Here is a 17466-nt window from a genome sequence, read left to right on the forward strand (position 1 = left end):
GTTTTTCTAGAGATAGGGCGATCCTAGCCAAAGGATGCGGTCGAACAGGCGGATGATGAACGGCCGGGCGCGCAAGGAGGCCAGCGTGACAGGGACGGCCGTTTCGATCGCCGATTCGATCCGGGTCTCGATCTCGGTGGCAAAACCTGCGTCGAGGATCTCCAGGTCGATCTCGAAGTTGAGCCGCAGCGAGCGGGCGTCGAGGTTGGAGGACCCGACATAGGCCCACACGCCGTCGATCGAAAGCAGCTTGGAATGGTCGAAGGGTCCTTCCGTGCGCCATATGCGGCAATAATTCTTCAGGATCTGGTCGAATTGGGCGGTCATGGCGCGGTCGACAAGGAAGAGGTTGTTAACCGCCGGCACCACGACATCGATCTCGACACCGCGCCTCGCCGCGGTGACCAAGGCACTGATCAGTTCCCGGTCCGGCAGGAAATAGGGCGACATCAGCCGGATCGACTTGCGCGCGACCGAGAAGGCGCCGATCACCAGTTTGTGGTTGGTTTCGTTGCTGGCATCCGGCCCCGATGCGACCGCACGCACCAGCATCGGCTGGCCGGCGGGCGGTGAAACCGGCGTGATCCGCCAGGCATCGCCCTTCAGCGCCTCCTTGGTGGCGAAGCGCCAGTCTTCCGCGGCGACCGAGAAGAGATCGGCGACAACAGGTCCGGTGACCTGGAAATGCGTGTCCCTGGCGCTGTTCGACCCGGCGAACTCCGCCGAAAAACCCTTGCGGATGTTCATGCCGCCGGTAAAGGCAACCGTGCCGTCCACCACCAGGATCTTGCGGTGGGTCCGCAGGTTGGCATAGGGCAGGCGCAGGCCCATGACGATGTTGCCGTTGAAGACATCCGCCGTGATGTTGGCGCTGCGCAGATGCCCCAGGATGCTCGGGACGGAGTAGCGGGCGCCGACGGCATCGATCAGCACACGGACGGTGACGCCGCGCCGGACAGCGCCGGCCAGCGCTTCGACGAAAAGCAGGCCGACGGCGTCATTGTCGAAAATATAGGTCTCGAGCAGGACGCTGCGCTCGGCCCCGTCGATGGCCGCGCACATGGCGGGGTAGGCCTCGCCGCCGCTCTCCAGCACCTCGATTGCATTTCCCGGGTTGAGTGCGCGCCGCGCCACCCTGTCGCCCAGCGTCCGGAGGCCGGTGAAGCGCTGTCCGTAGCGCTCGATGATCAACGCCTCTTCGGCGGCGACGTCGCGTTCATGCTTGGCCGACACCAGCCCATCGGCCAGCGGGCGCTGTGCGCTGATCGTGGCGCGGCGGATGCGGTTGATGCCGGCCACCGCATAGATCAGCACGCCGAGGATCGGCGACAGCACCATGACGCCGACCCAGCCGGTGGCGGCGCGGACGTCCTCCTTGGTCATGACGGCATGGGCAATGCCGATGGTCGCCATCACCACCGAGATGAACGCCAGTATTCGGGGCCAGTGAATCGCCAGGGTTTCGAACATTGCCGGGACTATCCAGCGAGCGCCCGCAGAAGGCAATGCAGCCGGCGATGTCCACACCGCCCATTGGCCGCGCGGCGCTGCCGGTTGCGTCTACGGATGCGAGAACGGCTGGCGCACGGTTATTTGAGCAAGCAAACCAGGACGCTGAAAGCGGCGTCCACCCCTGACCCCAGGAAAGCATAGAACCGGTGTGATCCGGCGTCGTCCCGTGCTGCTTTGGTCCTCCAGGGCTTCCTGTACTTTGGAACCGCATCCGTTGTATATCAAAGGGAATGAAATTGCCGATGTAACACTTCGGCTGAAGGCGAAGGGGGGCGCCGGATGATGACGTTCAACTTCGAAGGGCCGGGCGACGGCGATATGTCGGCCGACTGCCAGGACCAGTTGCTGCCTCTCATCAATGAAATCGTCCAGGCGGCGGTGGCTGCCGGCTGGAACCGGGACGACGTTCTTCTGGCTTTCGTGGAACTCGCCTGGGATCTGTACGAGAACCGGCGCGGTGATCTGTAGCCGCGGGCCGTCAATCACCGGCTCTGTGCGTGGCCTTCAGCCTCCATCAGTGGTTGACGAGAATACAGAATCGCATGACCGGTCGTGTCGGGCCGGTCGGCAAAATTCCGGGATGGCGAAGACCTCGCACGAAGCGAAATGAAACGCTCGTCATCGCCGACCATTCTTTCTTTCCTCTCTCGAATAAAGATTTTTCTTTGCGCGTGGGAGTTCTTCCCAAGCCAAGGTGGCTGCGTTACGCTGTGGTCGGGTCGGGAAAGGGGATTTAAGGCGGCGAGACGGCTGAGGCAGTGCGAATGAAATATGCGGACGAGGCTCGGGAAAGCGGCGTTTCCCGGGGCATCGATCGGGAGCGGACAACTCGATACATCCTGGACGTCATTCCTGAAAGTGCCGGTCCGCGAAGGGCCACCGCACAAGGATGCGTGATCCTTTCCGTTCGCGGGTTCGCGGACATTCCTGGCTGGGAAACATCCCGTAGCGATGGTGCTTGCACCCATGCGGCCTGCACCGTCGGGAGGGATCTACCTATGAGCGCGACTGACGATGCGGGCCCGCTGCCATCAATCACGAATTGTTTTTGGGGGGAACGGGGACGAAGGCCTCGGGTTGAACTTCATCCGGGACATATCAGGAGGCCGAAGAATGCCGGGCGATGATGATTTCCCCGGGTCGGTTGCCCGAATCAATTCGGCCCGGCAGCCGGAGTTCAATGCAAAAGGCGGGCTTTCTCCTCGCGGCGCACGCCAAGTGCAGGAGTTCCTGCGCGAGAACTTCACCCGCAAGCTGACGCTTGCCGAGATGGCTGCGGTGTGCGCACTTTCGCCCTCTCACTTCGTGCGGGCGTTTGCCAGGACGTTCGGGGTGCCGCCGCATCAATATGTTCTCGACCTGCGGCTGGACCTTGCCGAAAGACTGCTTGCCGACAGCCGCATGACGATCGCCGACATCGCTCATTCCTGCGGATTTTCAAGCCAGAGCCATTTTACCACGGTTATGAAGAAATACCGGCAAGTGACGCCGTTGCAGGCGCGCGTTGGCGAGCTTAACGCCAAGGTTAGATGAGGATCGACTTGAGACGTTGTTTGATTCCCTGGTTTTAAAGCTCTAGCTAAAGTAACGAGCCGTTAACCTCTGCCCGGTTGCTCGGAGCTTTTCTCGCAAGACAGCAATATCATGAAATACCGCAAGCGGGAATCGTGTCTTCCTGTCATCGATTGGAATTGTCAGACGATTCCATCCGGCCAGCGGAGAGGGCACCATGACCGACAATCGGATTTCGAGCGGCTCGCTTGTCGTGCAGCGCCGCGCGGCGCATTTCGCCAGGCATTGGATCGCGGGGGCCGATCTGGGCTGGCGCTCGGTTCGCCGGCGCCTGATGGCCGTGCTGCGCATGGCCCATTGCGTGCTCGGGATGGGGCGTAAGCGCCTGGGGCTGGGGACTCTTGGCGCCGGCGGCAGCGTACGTTCAGCCTCGATCTCCGGCGTCAGCCTAGCGAGCTTGATCGGCGGCCTGGCGGCGATCTCCACGCTCGGCCTCGCCACGCCAGCGGTGGCGCAGTATGCCGCTGGCGGCGGTTCGGCGACAGCCAGCGGCTCTATCGCTATCGGCACGACTGCGACGGCCTCTCAGCTCAATGCCGTTGCGATCGGGACCCGCTCTGTCGGGTCAACGCAATACGCAGTGGCAATCGGCCAGGATGCGCAGGCTACAGGCACCGGCGGCGCAGTGGCGGTCGGCGGCGGCGCGATCTCAAACAACATCAATACGGTAGCAATCGGCGTTCAGGCCAAGGCTACTGGGGCCGGGGCCAGCGCGTTGGGCACCAGCGCCAACGCTTCGGGAGGGAATTCCACCGCAGTTGGTGTCGGCGCCACGGCCAGCAACAACTATGCGTTCGCCGCCGGCTACGGATCCGTAGCCAGCGCCCAATACGCGTCCACCATAGGTTATCAGGCCAATGCCGGTGGCCTGCGCGGTATCGCGTTTGGATATCAAGCAACGCAGAGCGGAATCGATTCGCTTGCCCAAGGTACCAACGCCAACGCAAGCAACCAGAATGCTATCGCGATCGGCTTCCAGTCGGTCGCGTCGGACATCAACTCCATCAATATTGGTGCGCGTACTGTCGCGGGATCCGGTGCCCTTGCGCAGGGCGCCATCGCCCTTGGGACGGATGTGACGGCATCTCAGCAAAAAACCGTCGCCATAGGTGTCCTGACCAAGGCAACGGGAACGGGCGCCACGGCGATGGGCAACACGGCCAGTGCCTGGGGCAACCAGTCCATTGCATTAGGCGTTGGTGCGCAAGCAGGCGTTCAGGCCAACGCGGCTCTGGCCAACAGCATCGCCATCGGCACCAGTGCCAAGGCCGATTCCGCCAACGCAGTGGCCATGGGCACCAATGCGGTGGCAACCGGCGGCCAGGCGGTCTCCATCGGCGCGAACAACACGGCCTATGGCAACGGCGCGGTCTCGATCGGCGATCCGAGCTACGCCAGCGGCACCGGCGCCTTCACCGGCGGCGCCAACAACATCGCCAACAGCGACGGCACGGCGAGCGCCACCGCCGCCAACCAGGCCGCTGGCGCCGTCGCCATCGGCAACAACAACAAGGCGATCGGGCAAGGCTCCGTGGCGCTCGGCAACGGCTCCACGGCAGGTGCTGCCGGTCTTGCGGGCAATGTCGCGCTCGGCAATGGCGCGACGGCGGCGGCGAGTTCCGGCGACGTGGCGCTTGGCTCGGGCTCGGTGACTGCCGTGGCAGTCAGCACGCCGAGCGCCACCATCAACGGCACAACCTACGCCTTCCAGGGCACCACGCCGGCCTCGACGGTCAGCGTCGGGGCGCCCGGCGCGGAACGCACCATCACCAACGTCGCCGCCGGTCGCATCAGCGCCTCCTCGACGGATGCGATCAACGGCTCGCAGCTCGCCGCCACCAACCAAGCGGTCGACGCCATTGGCGCCGTCGTCAACAACCTCAACACCGGCGTTGGCATCAAGTATTTCCATGCCAACTCGACGGCGGCGGACTCGTCGGCGACAGGTACGGACTCGGTCGCGATCGGGCCCGTCTCGACCGCCACCGGGACGAACGCCATCGCTGCGGGTACCAATTCGAGCGCCTCGGATGCCAACGCCTCGGCCGTCGGCAGCGGCGCCGTCGCATCGGCCCTCGACGCGACGGCGGTGGGCTACATATCCAAGGCGTCGGGCCAATACAGCACCGCCATCGGCGCCAATGCCAATGCGACAGCCACGTCCAGCACGGCGATCGGCCAGAACTCGCTTGCATCAGGCGTTCAATCGACCGCTCTCGGGCTGGGAGCGAATGCCGGCGCGCAGAATGCGATCGCGCTGGGCGCACTCGCCAACGCCGGCAACGCAGGCGACGTGGCGCTGGGCTCCGGTTCGACGACCGTGGCGGCGGTCGGTACGCCCAGTGCTGTGATCAACGGCACCACTTATGCCTTCCAGGGCATCAATCCGACCTCGACGGTCAGCATCGGCGCGCCCGGCGCCGAACGCACGCTCACCAACCTGGCGGCGGGGCGGATCAGCGCGCTCTCGACCGACGCGATCAACGGCTCTCAGCTCTTCGCCACCAACCAGGCGGTGGACGCCATCGGCGCCGCCATTAACAGCATCAATGTCGGCGGCGGCATCAAATATTTCCATGCCAACTCCACGCTGGCGGATTCGCAGGCGGTGGGCACCGATTCCGTCGCGGTCGGCCCGAATGCCGTGGCCAACAATGCCGGCGACGTCGCGATCGGCCTCAATTCGGCATCGGGCCCAACCACGGCCGTCGGCGGCACGACGATCGGCGGCGTCAACTACACCTTCGCCGGCGGCACGCCGGCCGGGGCCTTCTCCGTCGGCTCGGCCGGCGCCGAGCGCCAGATCCAGAATGTCGCGGCCGGCCAGTTGAACGGCGGTTCCACCGACGCCGTCAATGGTTCGCAACTCTTCGCCACCAACCAGCAGGTGACGCAGAACACCACCGACATCGCCTCCATCGGCGGCAACATCACTGGTCTCGGCAACACGATCAACAACGTCGCCGGCGACACCTCGACCACCTATACCGACGCCAATGGCGTGGGCATCCGCTATGCCCGCACCAACGAGACCGGACTGGCGCAGACCGATTCCTTCGCCCAGGGCGTCGGCTCGACTGCCGTCGGCTACCAGGCGACCGCGACCGGCCTCAGCGCACTGGCGCTCGGCCGCGGCAGCGCGGCCAGCATCGACGGCAGCGTGGCGCTCGGCTCCGGTTCGGTCTCCGATCGCGCGATCGCTCCCGATTCCGGGCAGATCGCCGCCGGTCCGTCGAACTTCATCCAGTACAACACCACCGACAAGACGCTGCTCGGCGCCGTTTCGGTCGGTACCGCCACCGCCTACCGGCAGATCACCAACGTCGCCGACGGCACGCAGGACCAGGACGCCGTGACCGTGCGCCAGCTGGCTGGGGCGATCGCTGCGGTCTCCACCACCCCGACGAAATATTTCCATGCCAATTCGACCGCCGGCGACTCGCTGGCGGTCGGTGCGGAATCGGTCGCTGTCGGCCCGACCACGGTCGTCAACGGCGACAATGGCGTCGGCATCGGCAACGGCGCCATCGTCGATCAGACGGCCCCCGGCGGCACGGCCATCGGCCAGAACGCCCATGTGATGCTGGCAGACGGCATCGCGCTCGGCACCGACTCGACCGCTGCCGGCGTCCAGTCGGTGGCGCTCGGCGCCGGCGCCCAGAGCACCTTCGCCAACAGCGTCGCACTGGGCGCCTCGTCGATCACCTCGGTTGGCGCGCAGGCCGGCTACACCGCCTTTGGCCTGACCGCTGCGCAGACTTCCGCCGGCGAAGTGTCGTTCGGCGCCGCAGGCGCCGAACGCAAGCTCACCAATGTCGCGGCGGGCTCGGCCGACACCGACGGCGTCAACGTCTCGCAGTTGCGAGGCGTCTCGCAAAACGTGTCGAACCTGTTCGGCGGCGGCACCACGGTCAATCCCGACGGTTCGATCACCGGCCCGACCTACACCATACAGGGCAACAACTATTCGACCGTCTATGATGGCTTCACCGCTGTCGACAATGCGCTGACCAACATCAACAATGGCGGCGGCATCAAATATTTCCACGCGAATTCGACGCTGGCCGACTCGGTCGCAGGCGGTGCCAATGCCGTGGCGATCGGGCCGGAGAGCGTGGCGAGCGGCACCGACAGCCTGGCCGCGGGCCATGGCTCGACAGCCACCGGGCAAGGCGCCGTCGCGCTTGGCCAGGGCGCACAGGCCAACAACGCCAGCGATGTCGCGCTCGGTTCGGGCTCGGTGTCGCAGGCCGCGGTTGGCACGTCCGACACGGTCATCAACGGCAAGACCTACGCCTTTGCCGGGACGACCCCGACCGGAACCGTCAGCGTCGGCGACGCCGGCTCCGAGCGGACGATCACCAATGTCGCCGCCGGACGCGTTTCTTCCGACAGCACCGATGCGATCAACGGGTCGCAGCTCTACGCCACCAACACGGCGATCGAGGATCTGACCAAAACGATCGGCGGCATCGGCGGTACCGTCCAAAACACCGTGCAATACGACACCGTCAACAATCCGGACGGATCGACGACCAAGACCAACAAGATAACGCTGCAGGGCGGCGACCCGAATGCGCCTGTCGTCATCTCCAATGTCGGCCCCGGCGTTGCCGGCACCGACGCGGTCAACGTCAACCAGCTGAACCTGAACCTGGCTCAGAGCAAGACCTATACCGACCAGGTGGCGGTCACGACGCTGCAGCAGGCCAACAATTATACCGACCAGAAGCTGGGCCAGCTCAATTCCGACATCAGCGGCATCAGGGACGAAGCACGGCAGGCGGCGGCAATCGGACTGGCGGCGGCCTCGCTGCGCTATGACGACCGTCCCGGCAAGCTGAGCGTGGCGGCCGGCGGTGGCTTCTGGCGGGATTCGACCGCCTTTGCCTTCGGCGCCGGCTACACCAGCGAGGACGGCCGCATCCGTGGCAATGTGTCCGGCACGGCGGCAGGCGGAAATGTCGGTGTCGGCGCCGGCCTGAGCTTCACCTTGAACTGAGGCGGGCAACAGGGCGGCAATGAACAGGCGAACCGGCCATGACAGGCTAGACGCGAATCCGGGGAAACCATCTGGTTTTCCCGGATTTGCCATGGCATGCCTGACCTGCCTGGCGCTTGCCGGCGGGCTGGCGCCGGCTGCCGGGCAGGTGGCTTCGCCCTACAGGGTCAAGCCCTCCGACGTGGTCGTGCCTCCCGATGCGAAGCTCGGACAATACCAGCGCACCATCCGTCCCTTCGAGAACTGGACGCTGATCTGCGACGAGAACCTCAAGGCGCGCAAGAAGGTCTGCAACGTCTCGCAGGTGATCGAGGACGGCGCCGGCAAGATGGCGTTCAGCTGGTCGCTCGCAGCCACCCAGGATGGCAAGCCCTACATGATCCTGCGCACCGCGCCGAACGCCAGGAGCGACGGGCTGGTATCGCTGAAGTTCGATGGGCGCGCCGAGCCGATCGACGTGCATCTGAATGGCTGCAACGAAATGGTCTGCGTCGGCATGCTGCCGGTCGGACCCCTGATGCGCCAGGAGATCGCGCAGAAGGCAACGCCGGCGATTTCCTACCCGACCGTCGATGGCCAGACCATTACCGTCACCGCAACGCTCAAGGGGCTGTCCGAGGCCCTTGCGCCAGTCAAATAACAGAGGCAGCACCGTGAGCCAGCAAGACCCATTCATCTCCGCGACGCGCAGCAATCCGACCGTTGAGCCGGACCGCAGAAGGATCGTCGAGCCGGACCGCAAGAGCAGTGTCGAGCCGCCGCGGCGGTGGCCGCGCATCGTCGGATTGTCGCTGCTGGGGCTGGTCATGATGGGCATTGGCTTTGCCGGCGCGAACTATGCCGCGATCGCCGGTCTGGTCGGCAGCCCGACGGCCGCACAGGCCGAGGCGGCCGCCGCTCCCGCACTGCCGGACTCGCCCTTCCTCCAGCACGTCAAGCAGGCCGGCGTACAGGCCTGCTCGACCGTCTTTCCGGTGCTCGGACAGCTTTTGACGACCGGCACGAAATACAGTGTCAAATCCCTGTGGAACGACCAGGCCGCCGACAAGCACGCCGTCCAGGCCTTCGTCGGCATGGACTATGCCACGGACCGTTACAGCGGGCCGGCGGCCGGCGTGGTCTTCGCGTCGCCCACCGCTTCGGGCTGCGAGGGCGCGATGGTGCGGGTGGCGCCGTTCGCCAGTCCGTGCGCGGACATTCCGTCCGTTCTTCCGCAAGGCAGCAAGATCACCGACCATCTCGGACAGGTCGAGGTGTACGAGCTTGGCGGCAACACGGGCGAAGCGCTTCTGCTGCCGACGGGCAATACATGCGTGGTGATTTCCATCGCATCGGCGGCCAAGTGAGGATGTCAGGCGAACGGGCGAGACGCCCTGGAAAGGATTGCGGACCATGAAATCGCGACGTTTGACAGTCTTGTGCATGGCCTTGCTGTGGAGCGGGCAGGTGGTCTCGGCCGACTTGGTGGAGCCGTCCGAGCCGCCACAGGAGGAGAAAGGCATCTGGGCGGCAATCGCCTACTCCCAGACCGATACCAGGTACGGCTTCTTCTGGGGCGCCGACAAGCGGCAGGAAGCGAAGGACATAGCGCAGAAATATTGCGAGAATGCCGGTGGAAAAGCCTGCAACGTCGTTGCCGTGTTCCGCAATCACCGCCATTGGACGGACGACGACGAGACTGGATTTCCCTACAAGCATTGCGGCGCGCTCGCCGTCGCCGACAAGGTGGAGCACCGGTTCACCCCATGGGGCGTGAACTCGGCCGAGACCCGCCGGGAGGCGGAGGATCTCGCCCTGCAGGCCTGCGAGGCAGGGGGGATCCAATGCAAGATCCGCGAATGGGTCTGTACGTGACGGTAATCACGGGCTCTCGAAGCCGATACTTTGGGCATTTGCCCGGCACCGAAAAGAAGGCCGCATTCATTGGTTCGTAGACATTTTTGCCTGAAGGCAATCGCCATCTGCGCGGCTGCCTTCGCTGCTTCGCTGCCGGCTGCTTTCGCGCAACAGCAGCAGGCGGCGTCGCTTCCGAACGGCGCATCGTCCCTCCAGGAAACCTATCAGGACTGGCAACTGGCCTGCGGCATGCAGGACAATGCCCGGGTCTGCACGGTCACGCAGGACCAGACGCAGAAAAACGGCCAGAGGCTTCTGGCCGTGGAGCTGCGCGTGGCGCAGAAGGGCGGATTGACCGGAACCTTGCTGCTGCCCTTCGGCATCCTGTTCGAGCCCGGCGTGGCGGCGCAGATCGACGATCAGCAGCCCGTCGGACCGTTGAAGTTCAGGACCTGCCTGCCGAATGGCTGCGTGGCGCTGCTTCCGATCGACCGAGCGCTGGCGCAGAGGCTCAAGGCAGGCACCGAGCTCAAGCTCAACGTCACCACCGCGGCCGAGACCCCGCTGAGTTTTCCGGTATCGCTGAAAGGTCTTGGCGCCGCCCTTGATCGCATGGCCGCGCTGAGCGCACGTTGAGGAGCAAGGCCCGGGCAGGCCCTGGCTGGAAATCGCAGACGGTGCGGTCGGGCGAAAGCCGTCTGCCAGCTCTGACATCCACATGCGGAACCGGCGGTGCAAGCTTCAAGGTATTTCCCTCGTTGGCTTGCCGGGTTGCTAGACTAGTATGGTGCCGGCAGGTGCTTGCCAGGGCGGCTCGATGAATCTTCTCGTGGCTGGGTTCCTTCGCCCGCTTTCCAGCCTGCCCATGACCGTTGCAGCAAGCACCTCCCACCCGATCGGCCATTCAAAGGGCCCATTGCAGCGCGAGGCCGACCACGGACAGTCCCATTGCGATCGTCGCGAGCCATCCGAGGAGGCGCAGCCAACCCTCAACGGGGAATTCGCCCATGATGTCGCAACGTCCGGTCATCAGCATCATGACGACCATGACTGGGACGGCGCATACGCCGTTGATGACGGCGCTCCAGTAAAGCGCCTTGATCGGATCGATCGGCGTGAGCATGATACCCATTCCCAGCACCACCGCGGTGGCCAAGGTCGCATAAAATGCTATCGCGTGCTTCGGCTTGCGCTCCAGTCCCACTGGCCAACGGCGCGCTTCGCCCACGGCGAATGCGGCCGAGCCCGCGAGAACCGGCACCGCCAGAAGGCCCGTGCCGATAATCCCCATTGCAAAGATCACAAATGCGAATTTGCCCGCGACCGGCTCCAAGGCCTTGGCCGCATCGGTGGAGGAATTGATGTCGGTCACTCCGGCCCTGTGCAGGGTGGCGGCCGTTGTAACGATGATTGCAATGGCTATCAGGTTCGAAAAAGCCATGCCTGCCAAGGTGTCGGCGCGAATGCGCTGGAAGGCACAGGTCGCTTGCCATGGTGCCCGCTTGAGCGGCTTGGCCTTCGGGTCGATCGTCTCCTCTTCGACCTCTTGCGACGCTTGCCAGAAGAATAGGTAAGGAGAAATCGTGGTGCCGAGTATGGCCAGAAATGTCGTGAAGAACGCTCGGTTCCATTCCACGTGGGGAAGAACTACCCCCTTGAGGGCCTCGTCCCATGGGATATCAGCCAGAAACGCAGCTACCACATAGGCAAAGAGGCTCAGCGTTGTCCATTTCAGGACCGTGACGTATCGGCTGTAGTCGAGAAAGACGATCGCCAAAACGCATGCCACGCCGAACGCGACGACGTAAAGCGAGCTTGGGCCGTCCACCAGCAGTCGCAGCGCGTCAGCCATCGCGCTCAGGTCCGCCCCGATGTTGATCACGTTGGCGACGAACAAAAGCAAGGCTACAAAATACATCAGGGGAGACGGGTAGTGTCGGGCCAGATTGCCGGAAATACCTCGACCTGTCGTCCGGCCTATCCGCGCCGCTATCTCCTGGATCGCGACCATGAGCGGAAAAGTGAATACCATGGTCCAGCCGACGTTGAACCCCAGCTGGGCGCCCGCTTGGCTGTACGTGCCGATGCCCGAAGGGTCGTCGTCCGAAGCGCCTGTGATGAAACCAGGTCCGATTGTGCGCAGGAATCGCTGGAATGGCCCTCTTGCCCGAATGTCACTCTGCTTCCCGGAGACTTCGGCGCTCATGTTGCCCATGCAGGTGCTCCAGAAACGCGGTCCCTTCGATATCCGCTCGAAGCAAAATTCAGCGATCGCCGTTCGGTTCCTTTAGCTATTGCTGAAACATCGTTGGTATCTTGCTTTCGGAGGCGCCTTGCCATCGGAATGCCGCGCATTGGGCGGCACCGTTCGCACGGCCTGACGGCCGGGCGAGCAATCGAGCCAGCCGGCTCAGGCCAAATCGCTTCTGGCGACGGCTTTGTGGACCGGTAGCGGGAGTGCGCTACCGCCTTTCCCCACATTCAGAAACCCCGCGATATTTCTTGCGGTGCTGGGCATGACAGCACCGTTTTCAGGGATTTGCCTCAACCTCATTCGAATGAGCTGCTACAATGCCATGAGCGCGCAGTGCCGGGTGGAACCATTTCCTCTCGAGTGACCTCTAGGAGTGTAGCGGCGCGCCTCGTGCATGGCCGTCAACGACAAACACCGCGCTCGCTTCGCTGACGATGGACACGTGTTCCCTGGCGGCTTTGCCAGCAGCAGCGCCATCGCCACGCAGGATCGCGGTGACGATGGCGTCATGCTCCTGCCAGGACTTCGCCAGGCGTCCGGCCAGCCTGAACTGGGCGCGGCGAAAGGGGGCCAGCCGGCTGCGCGTCGTCGCGGTCAATTCGTGGATGTGCGTGCTGTGGGCACCGCGATAGAGCCGGCTGTGGAACTCGGTGTTGAAGTACTCATAGTCCTCCTCGGCACCCAGCCGTACCAGCCGCGCCGAGGCCTGATGCTCGACCTCGAGCGCGCGGCGCTCGCTGCCGGTCATCCGCTCGGCGCAGAAGCGCGCGCATATGCCTTCCAACTCGGCCATGCTTTCGAACATCGAGGCGAGGTGCTCCTGCGTGACGACGGCGACGATGGCGCCCCTGTTGGGCCGCCGCTCGACCAGGCCCATGGCGCTGAGTTGGCCAAGCGCCTCGCGCACCGGCGTGCGTGACACCTCGAAACGAGCGGCAAGCGAGATCTCGTCGAGTTTTTCGCCGGGACGCAGCACGCCGGTAACGATGCGGTCGCCGATCGCCCTCACCATCTGATCGACGGTCGTGCCCGCCCGGATCAAGCTGCGCTTTCCCGACAAAACTGCTTCGCCTCCCGTGCTTCGGTGTTCCAGGTCCCTGAAACCCTGCGGCCGAACGGCACGATCCCGACTCGGCCGCACCCTCTATGCCTATGTTTTAATCTGCTTGTCAAACTGGCTGTTTTCAAGGCAAAAAGTGCATGCAATTGCCTTTCGCTTGTGCATGGCGCCTCACAATGGTGATTGATTTTATTGATGAAATTTCGAAACTCGAATTGGCACAGCGATTGCATGCACTTTCTTGAGAAGGCGTTAACCGACCCGGAAAGGGTCCTATAGGGGAGCATAAGAGATGACCGACAGATTCGTGCTTAGCCGTCGCCAGTTGCTCAAGACCTCCGCCGCCGGAGCCGCATTAGGGCTTGCCTCCGCAGCCTTTCCCGTCAGCAAGGCGTTCGCCGCCGCTGCCGTGGTCGGCTTCATCTATGTCGGTCCGAAGGACGATTACGGCTACAACCAGGCGCATGCCGAGGGTGCCGCAGCGCTGAAGGGAATGGAGGGTATCACCGTCGTCGAGGAGGAGAACGTGCCGGAGACGGTCGATGTCCAGAAGACGATGGAATCGATGATCAACCTCGACGGCGCCTCGCTGATCTTCCCGACCTCGTTCGGCTATTTCGATCCCCACATGCTGGCCATGTGCGCGAAATTCCCCGACGTGCAGTTCCGCCATTGCGGCGGCATGTGGGACAAGGCCAAGCATCCGATGAATGCCGGTTCCTATTTCGGCTATATCGGCATGGGCCAATATCTCAACGGCGTGGTCGCAGGCCACACCTCGAAGACCAAGAAGCTCGGCTTCGTCGCGGCCAAGCCGATCCCGCAGGTGCTGCTCAACATCAACTCCTTCCTGCTCGGCGCACGCTCGGTCGATCCGTCCATCACCTGCCAGGTCATCTTCACCGGCGAGTGGTCGCTGGCGGTCAAGGAAGCGGAAGCCACCAATGCGCTGGTCGACCAGGGCGCCGACGTCATCACCTGCCATGTCGACAGCCCGAAAGTGGTGGTCGAGACGGCCGCCGGGCGCGGCGCCTTCGTCTGCGGCTATCATGCCAACCAGAGCCCGCTGGCGCCCGAGAAATACCTGACCGGCGCCGAGTGGAACTGGGCCAAGGTCTACAAGATGTTCGTCGACGATCTGGTGGCCGGCACGCCGCTGCCCAACTTCACGCGCGGCGGACTGGCCGACGGTTTCGTCAAGATGAGCCCGCTCGGCCCCGCCGTCGGCGAGCTGGCGCGCAAGCAGTTCGACGCCACGCTGGCCGAAATGATGAAGGGCGGCTTCGCCGTCATCAAGGGACCGCTGAAGAGCAACAAGGGCGCTGTCGTCGCCACCGCGGGCCAGGCGTTCCCGGAGACCGCCATCGAACTCGAAAGCATGGACTATCTGGTCGAGGGCGTCGTCGGCTCGACCGCCTGAGCTGAGGGGAACGGGGCGATGACGGATACGGTGACAGGAGCCGGCATGCCGGCACTATTCGGCGCCAGGGGCTATCCGGCGGCGCTGGAATGGATGGCGCGGCGGGCGGAGGCATTCGTCATTCCGTTCGCGGCGCTGATCGTCGGCATGGCGCTATTCAGCCTGTTCATCGCCTTGGTCGGCAAGTCGCCGGTCCTGCTCTACGAGACCATGTGGCGGGGCGGCTTCGGCTCGTGGTTCTCGGTGCAGAACTCGCTGTCGCGGGCCGCACCCTTGTTGCTGGCGGCGCTATGCGTGGCGTTGCCGGCACGGCTCGGCCTTGTCGTCATCGGCGGCGAGGGTGCCATCGTGCTCGGCGGCGTCGCCGCCGCAGCCATCGGCGTGGCGCTAAGCGGCGCGCCTTCCTCAATCGTCATTCTTGCCATGGGCGTGGCGGGCATGGCCGCCGGCGGCATCTGGATCGGTGCCGTCGGCGCGCTACGCCACTACAGGGCCGTCAACGAGACCATCTCCAGCCTGCTGATGGCCTACATCGCCATCGCGCTGATGAACCAGCTGGTGGAAGGGCCGCTGCGCGATCCGGCCTCGCTCAACAAGCCGTCGACGCAACCGCTGGCGGATATCTACCGCATCGGCAACATTCCGGGCATGGACGTGCATTGGGGACTGATTGTCGGCGTCGTCGCGTGCATCCTCTCCTGGGTGCTCATCGAAAAGACCCGCTGGGGCTTTGCCGCGCGCATCGCCGGCGGCAATGTGCGGGCAGCACAGGTGCAGGGGTTGGCCGTCGGGCCGCTCATCGTCGGCTTCACGGCGCTGGCAGGCGGCTTTGCCGGGCTCGCCGGCATGCTGGAGGTCGCCGCAGTGCAAGGCAGCGCCAACGCCTCGCTCGCGGCCGGCTATGGCTACACCGGCATCCTCGTCGCCTTCCTTGCTCGCCACAATCCGCTGGCCATCATCCCGGTCGCCATCCTGCTTGGCGGCATCGATGCCTCGGGCGGGCTGATCCAGCGCCGCATGGACCTGCCTGACGCCACCGTGCTGGTGCTGCAAGGCATGATCTTCATCGTCATCCTGTTCAGCGAAACCTTCTACGGCCGCTTCAAGGCCTTCAATCCCGATCTCTGGGCGAGGCCCGATCTCCCGAGGGGGACTGCCTGATGGACGCGACCGGCATCGGACTCTGGGGCGTGCCGCTCGCCATCCTCGGCGGCGCCATCCGCGTGTCGACGCCCTTCATTTTCGTCTCGCTGGGCGAGGCGATCACCGAGCGTTCCGGCCGCATCAATCTCGGGCTCGAAGGCACGCTCGTCTTCGGCGCCATGACCGCCTATGCGGTCGCGGTGATGACCAACTCGCCCTGGCTCGGCCTGATCGCCGCCGCCGGCGCCGGCCTGTGCTTCGGCCTGTTCCATGGCTGGATCTGCAAATTTCCGAAGGTCAACGACATCGCCATCGGCATTGCACTGATGCTGTTCGGCTCGGGTCTCGCCTTCTTCTTCGGCAAACCGTTCATCAAGCCGAAGGCGCCCAACCTGCCCGCCATTCCCTTCGGCGGCTGGTCCGACATCCCGCAGGTGCAGGCAGCGCTCGACGTCAACGTGCTGTTCCTGATCGGGGCCGTGCTCTCGATTATTCTGTGGTGGGCTTTCCGCAACACGCGCGCCGGGCTGATCGTGCGCGTCGTGGGCGACAGTTCGGACGCGGCCCGCGCCATGGGCCTCAACCCCGACACTGTGCGCCTGCTCGCCACCGGGGTCGGCGGCGCCCTGGCCGGCATCGGCGGCGCCTATCTCTCGCTCTATTATCCCGGTAGCTGGACCGAGCGCATTTCCTCGGGCCAGGGCCTGATGGCGGTGGCGCTGGTCATCTTCGCGCGCTGGAACCCGCTCGGCTGTTTTGCCGCCGCCCTTCTGTTCGGCGGGGCAGGCGCGCTCGGCCCGGCGCTGCAATCTGTCGGCGTGACGCAGGGCTACTATCTGTTCTATGCCGCCCCCTATATCCTCACCCTCATCATCATGATCGCCACCTCGTCGCCGACACGCTCGCTCGCCGGCGCGCCAGGCGAATTGTCGATCACCAAATGACTGGAGTTTTGCCCGTGAACGCCAGAGCCGAAATCACCCAGCACACGATCGACGCAGAGCCTTATCCGTGGCCCTACAATGGCGATCTGCGACCCGACAACACGGCGCTGATCGTCATCGACATGCAGACCGATTTCTGCGGGCCGGGCGGCTATGTCGACCATATGGGCTACGATTTGTCGCTGGTGCGGGCGCCGATCGAGCCGATCAAGTCGGTGCTCTCGGTGATGCGGGCCAAGGGCTACACCATCATCCACACGCGCGAGGGGCATCGGCCCGATCTCGCCGACCTGCCGGCCAACAAGCGCTGGCGCTCGCGCCGCATCAATGCCGGCATCGGCGACCCAGGTCCGTGCGGGCGCATCTTGGTGCGCGGCGAGCCGGGCTGGGACATCATCCCCGACCTCTATCCGATCGAAGGCGAGCCGATCATCGACAAGCCGGGCAAGGGCTCGTTCTGCGCCACCGATCTGGAACTGATCCTCAACCAGCGCGGTATCGAGAACATCGTGCTCACCGGCATCACCACGGATGTCTGCGTGCACACCACCATGCGTGAGGCCAACGACCGCGGCTATGAATGCATGATGCTGGCGGATTGCTGCGGGGCGACCGACCACGGCAACCATCTTGCGGCGATCAAGATGATCAAGATGCAGGGCGGCGTCTTCGGCACGGTGTCGAATTCGAAGGCGCTCGTCGCGCAACTGCCGTGAGGAGGGC

The 17466-nt window shown here is 64.5% G+C and carries 14 protein-coding genes; 11 read left to right on the forward strand and 3 right to left on the reverse strand.

Annotation, left to right across the window (positions count from 1 at the left end; all coding sequences use genetic code 11):
* Positions 1-6 precede the first annotated feature (6 nt).
* Positions 7-1470, reverse strand: coding sequence for a phospholipase D-like domain-containing protein (locus LB536_RS12895; protein WP_224592768.1), 1464 nt, complete (start codon positions 1468-1470; stop codon positions 7-9).
* A gap of 321 nt (positions 1471-1791) precedes the next feature.
* Here LB536_RS12895 and LB536_RS12900 point away from each other — a divergent pair, with 321 nt between their 5' ends.
* From LB536_RS12900 to LB536_RS12930, 7 genes are all read left to right on the forward strand, one after another.
* On the forward strand, positions 1792-1980 hold the full coding sequence (locus tag LB536_RS12900; protein ID WP_181178313.1) for a hypothetical protein: 189 nt from the start codon (positions 1792-1794) through the stop codon (positions 1978-1980).
* A gap of 645 nt (positions 1981-2625) precedes the next feature.
* Positions 2626-3045: an AraC family transcriptional regulator gene (locus LB536_RS12905; RefSeq protein ID WP_224592770.1), complete on the forward strand. Its 420-nt coding sequence runs from the start codon at positions 2626-2628 to the stop codon at positions 3043-3045.
* Between the two features lie 196 nt (positions 3046-3241).
* The gene (locus tag LB536_RS12910) at positions 3242-8086 is read left to right on the forward strand and encodes a beta strand repeat-containing protein (protein WP_224592803.1); all 4845 of its coding nucleotides are present in this window, start codon (positions 3242-3244) and stop codon (positions 8084-8086) included.
* A 91-nt stretch (positions 8087-8177) separates the two neighbouring features.
* Complete coding sequence (locus LB536_RS12915) at positions 8178-8726, forward strand: invasion associated locus B family protein (protein ID WP_140755822.1); 549 nt, start codon at positions 8178-8180, stop codon at positions 8724-8726.
* Between the two features lie 13 nt (positions 8727-8739).
* Positions 8740-9432, forward strand: a complete 693-nt coding sequence (locus LB536_RS12920) for a hypothetical protein (protein WP_140755820.1) — start codon at positions 8740-8742, stop codon at positions 9430-9432.
* Between the two features lie 46 nt (positions 9433-9478).
* On the forward strand, positions 9479-9940 hold the full coding sequence (locus LB536_RS12925; RefSeq protein WP_140755818.1) for a DUF4189 domain-containing protein: 462 nt from the start codon (positions 9479-9481) through the stop codon (positions 9938-9940).
* 69 nt (positions 9941-10009) lie between these two features.
* On the forward strand, positions 10010-10558 hold the full coding sequence (locus LB536_RS12930; protein WP_224592805.1) for an invasion associated locus B family protein: 549 nt from the start codon (positions 10010-10012) through the stop codon (positions 10556-10558).
* 268 nt (positions 10559-10826) lie between these two features.
* Here the strand turns inward: LB536_RS12930 and LB536_RS12935 are convergent, their stop codons facing one another.
* Together LB536_RS12935 and LB536_RS12940 are read right to left on the reverse strand one after the other, a co-directional pair.
* Complete coding sequence (locus LB536_RS12935; RefSeq protein ID WP_411966545.1) at positions 10827-12128, reverse strand: NRAMP family divalent metal transporter; 1302 nt, start codon at positions 12126-12128, stop codon at positions 10827-10829.
* Positions 12129-12543: 415 nt separating this feature from the next.
* On the reverse strand, positions 12544-13218 hold the full coding sequence (locus LB536_RS12940) for a GntR family transcriptional regulator (protein WP_224592811.1): 675 nt from the start codon (positions 13216-13218) through the stop codon (positions 12544-12546).
* Between the two features lie 310 nt (positions 13219-13528).
* On the opposite strand from LB536_RS12940, the gene LB536_RS12945 reads away from it, so the two are divergent.
* The 4 genes from LB536_RS12945 to LB536_RS12960 are packed head-to-tail and all read left to right on the forward strand — an operon-like array spanning position 13529 to position 17459.
* Complete coding sequence (locus LB536_RS12945) at positions 13529-14656, forward strand: BMP family ABC transporter substrate-binding protein (protein WP_224592814.1); 1128 nt, start codon at positions 13529-13531, stop codon at positions 14654-14656.
* Between the two features lie 45 nt (positions 14657-14701).
* Entirely contained in the window at positions 14702-15817 is a 1116-nt protein-coding gene (locus LB536_RS12950; protein WP_224592939.1) for an ABC transporter permease, read from the forward strand.
* A complete protein-coding gene (locus LB536_RS12955) occupies positions 15817-16743 on the forward strand; it encodes an ABC transporter permease (protein WP_140810458.1) in 927 nt (308 codons plus the stop codon). The genes LB536_RS12950 and LB536_RS12955 overlap by 1 nt, the downstream gene beginning before the upstream one ends.
* Complete coding sequence (locus LB536_RS12960) at positions 16740-17459, forward strand: cysteine hydrolase family protein (RefSeq protein WP_224592817.1); 720 nt, start codon at positions 16740-16742, stop codon at positions 17457-17459. Before LB536_RS12955 ends, LB536_RS12960 begins: the two co-directional genes overlap by 4 nt.
* Positions 17460-17466 lie beyond the last annotated feature (7 nt).

The organism is Mesorhizobium sp. ES1-3, assembly GCF_020164795.1.
Lineage (GTDB): Bacteria > Pseudomonadota > Alphaproteobacteria > Rhizobiales > Rhizobiaceae > Mesorhizobium.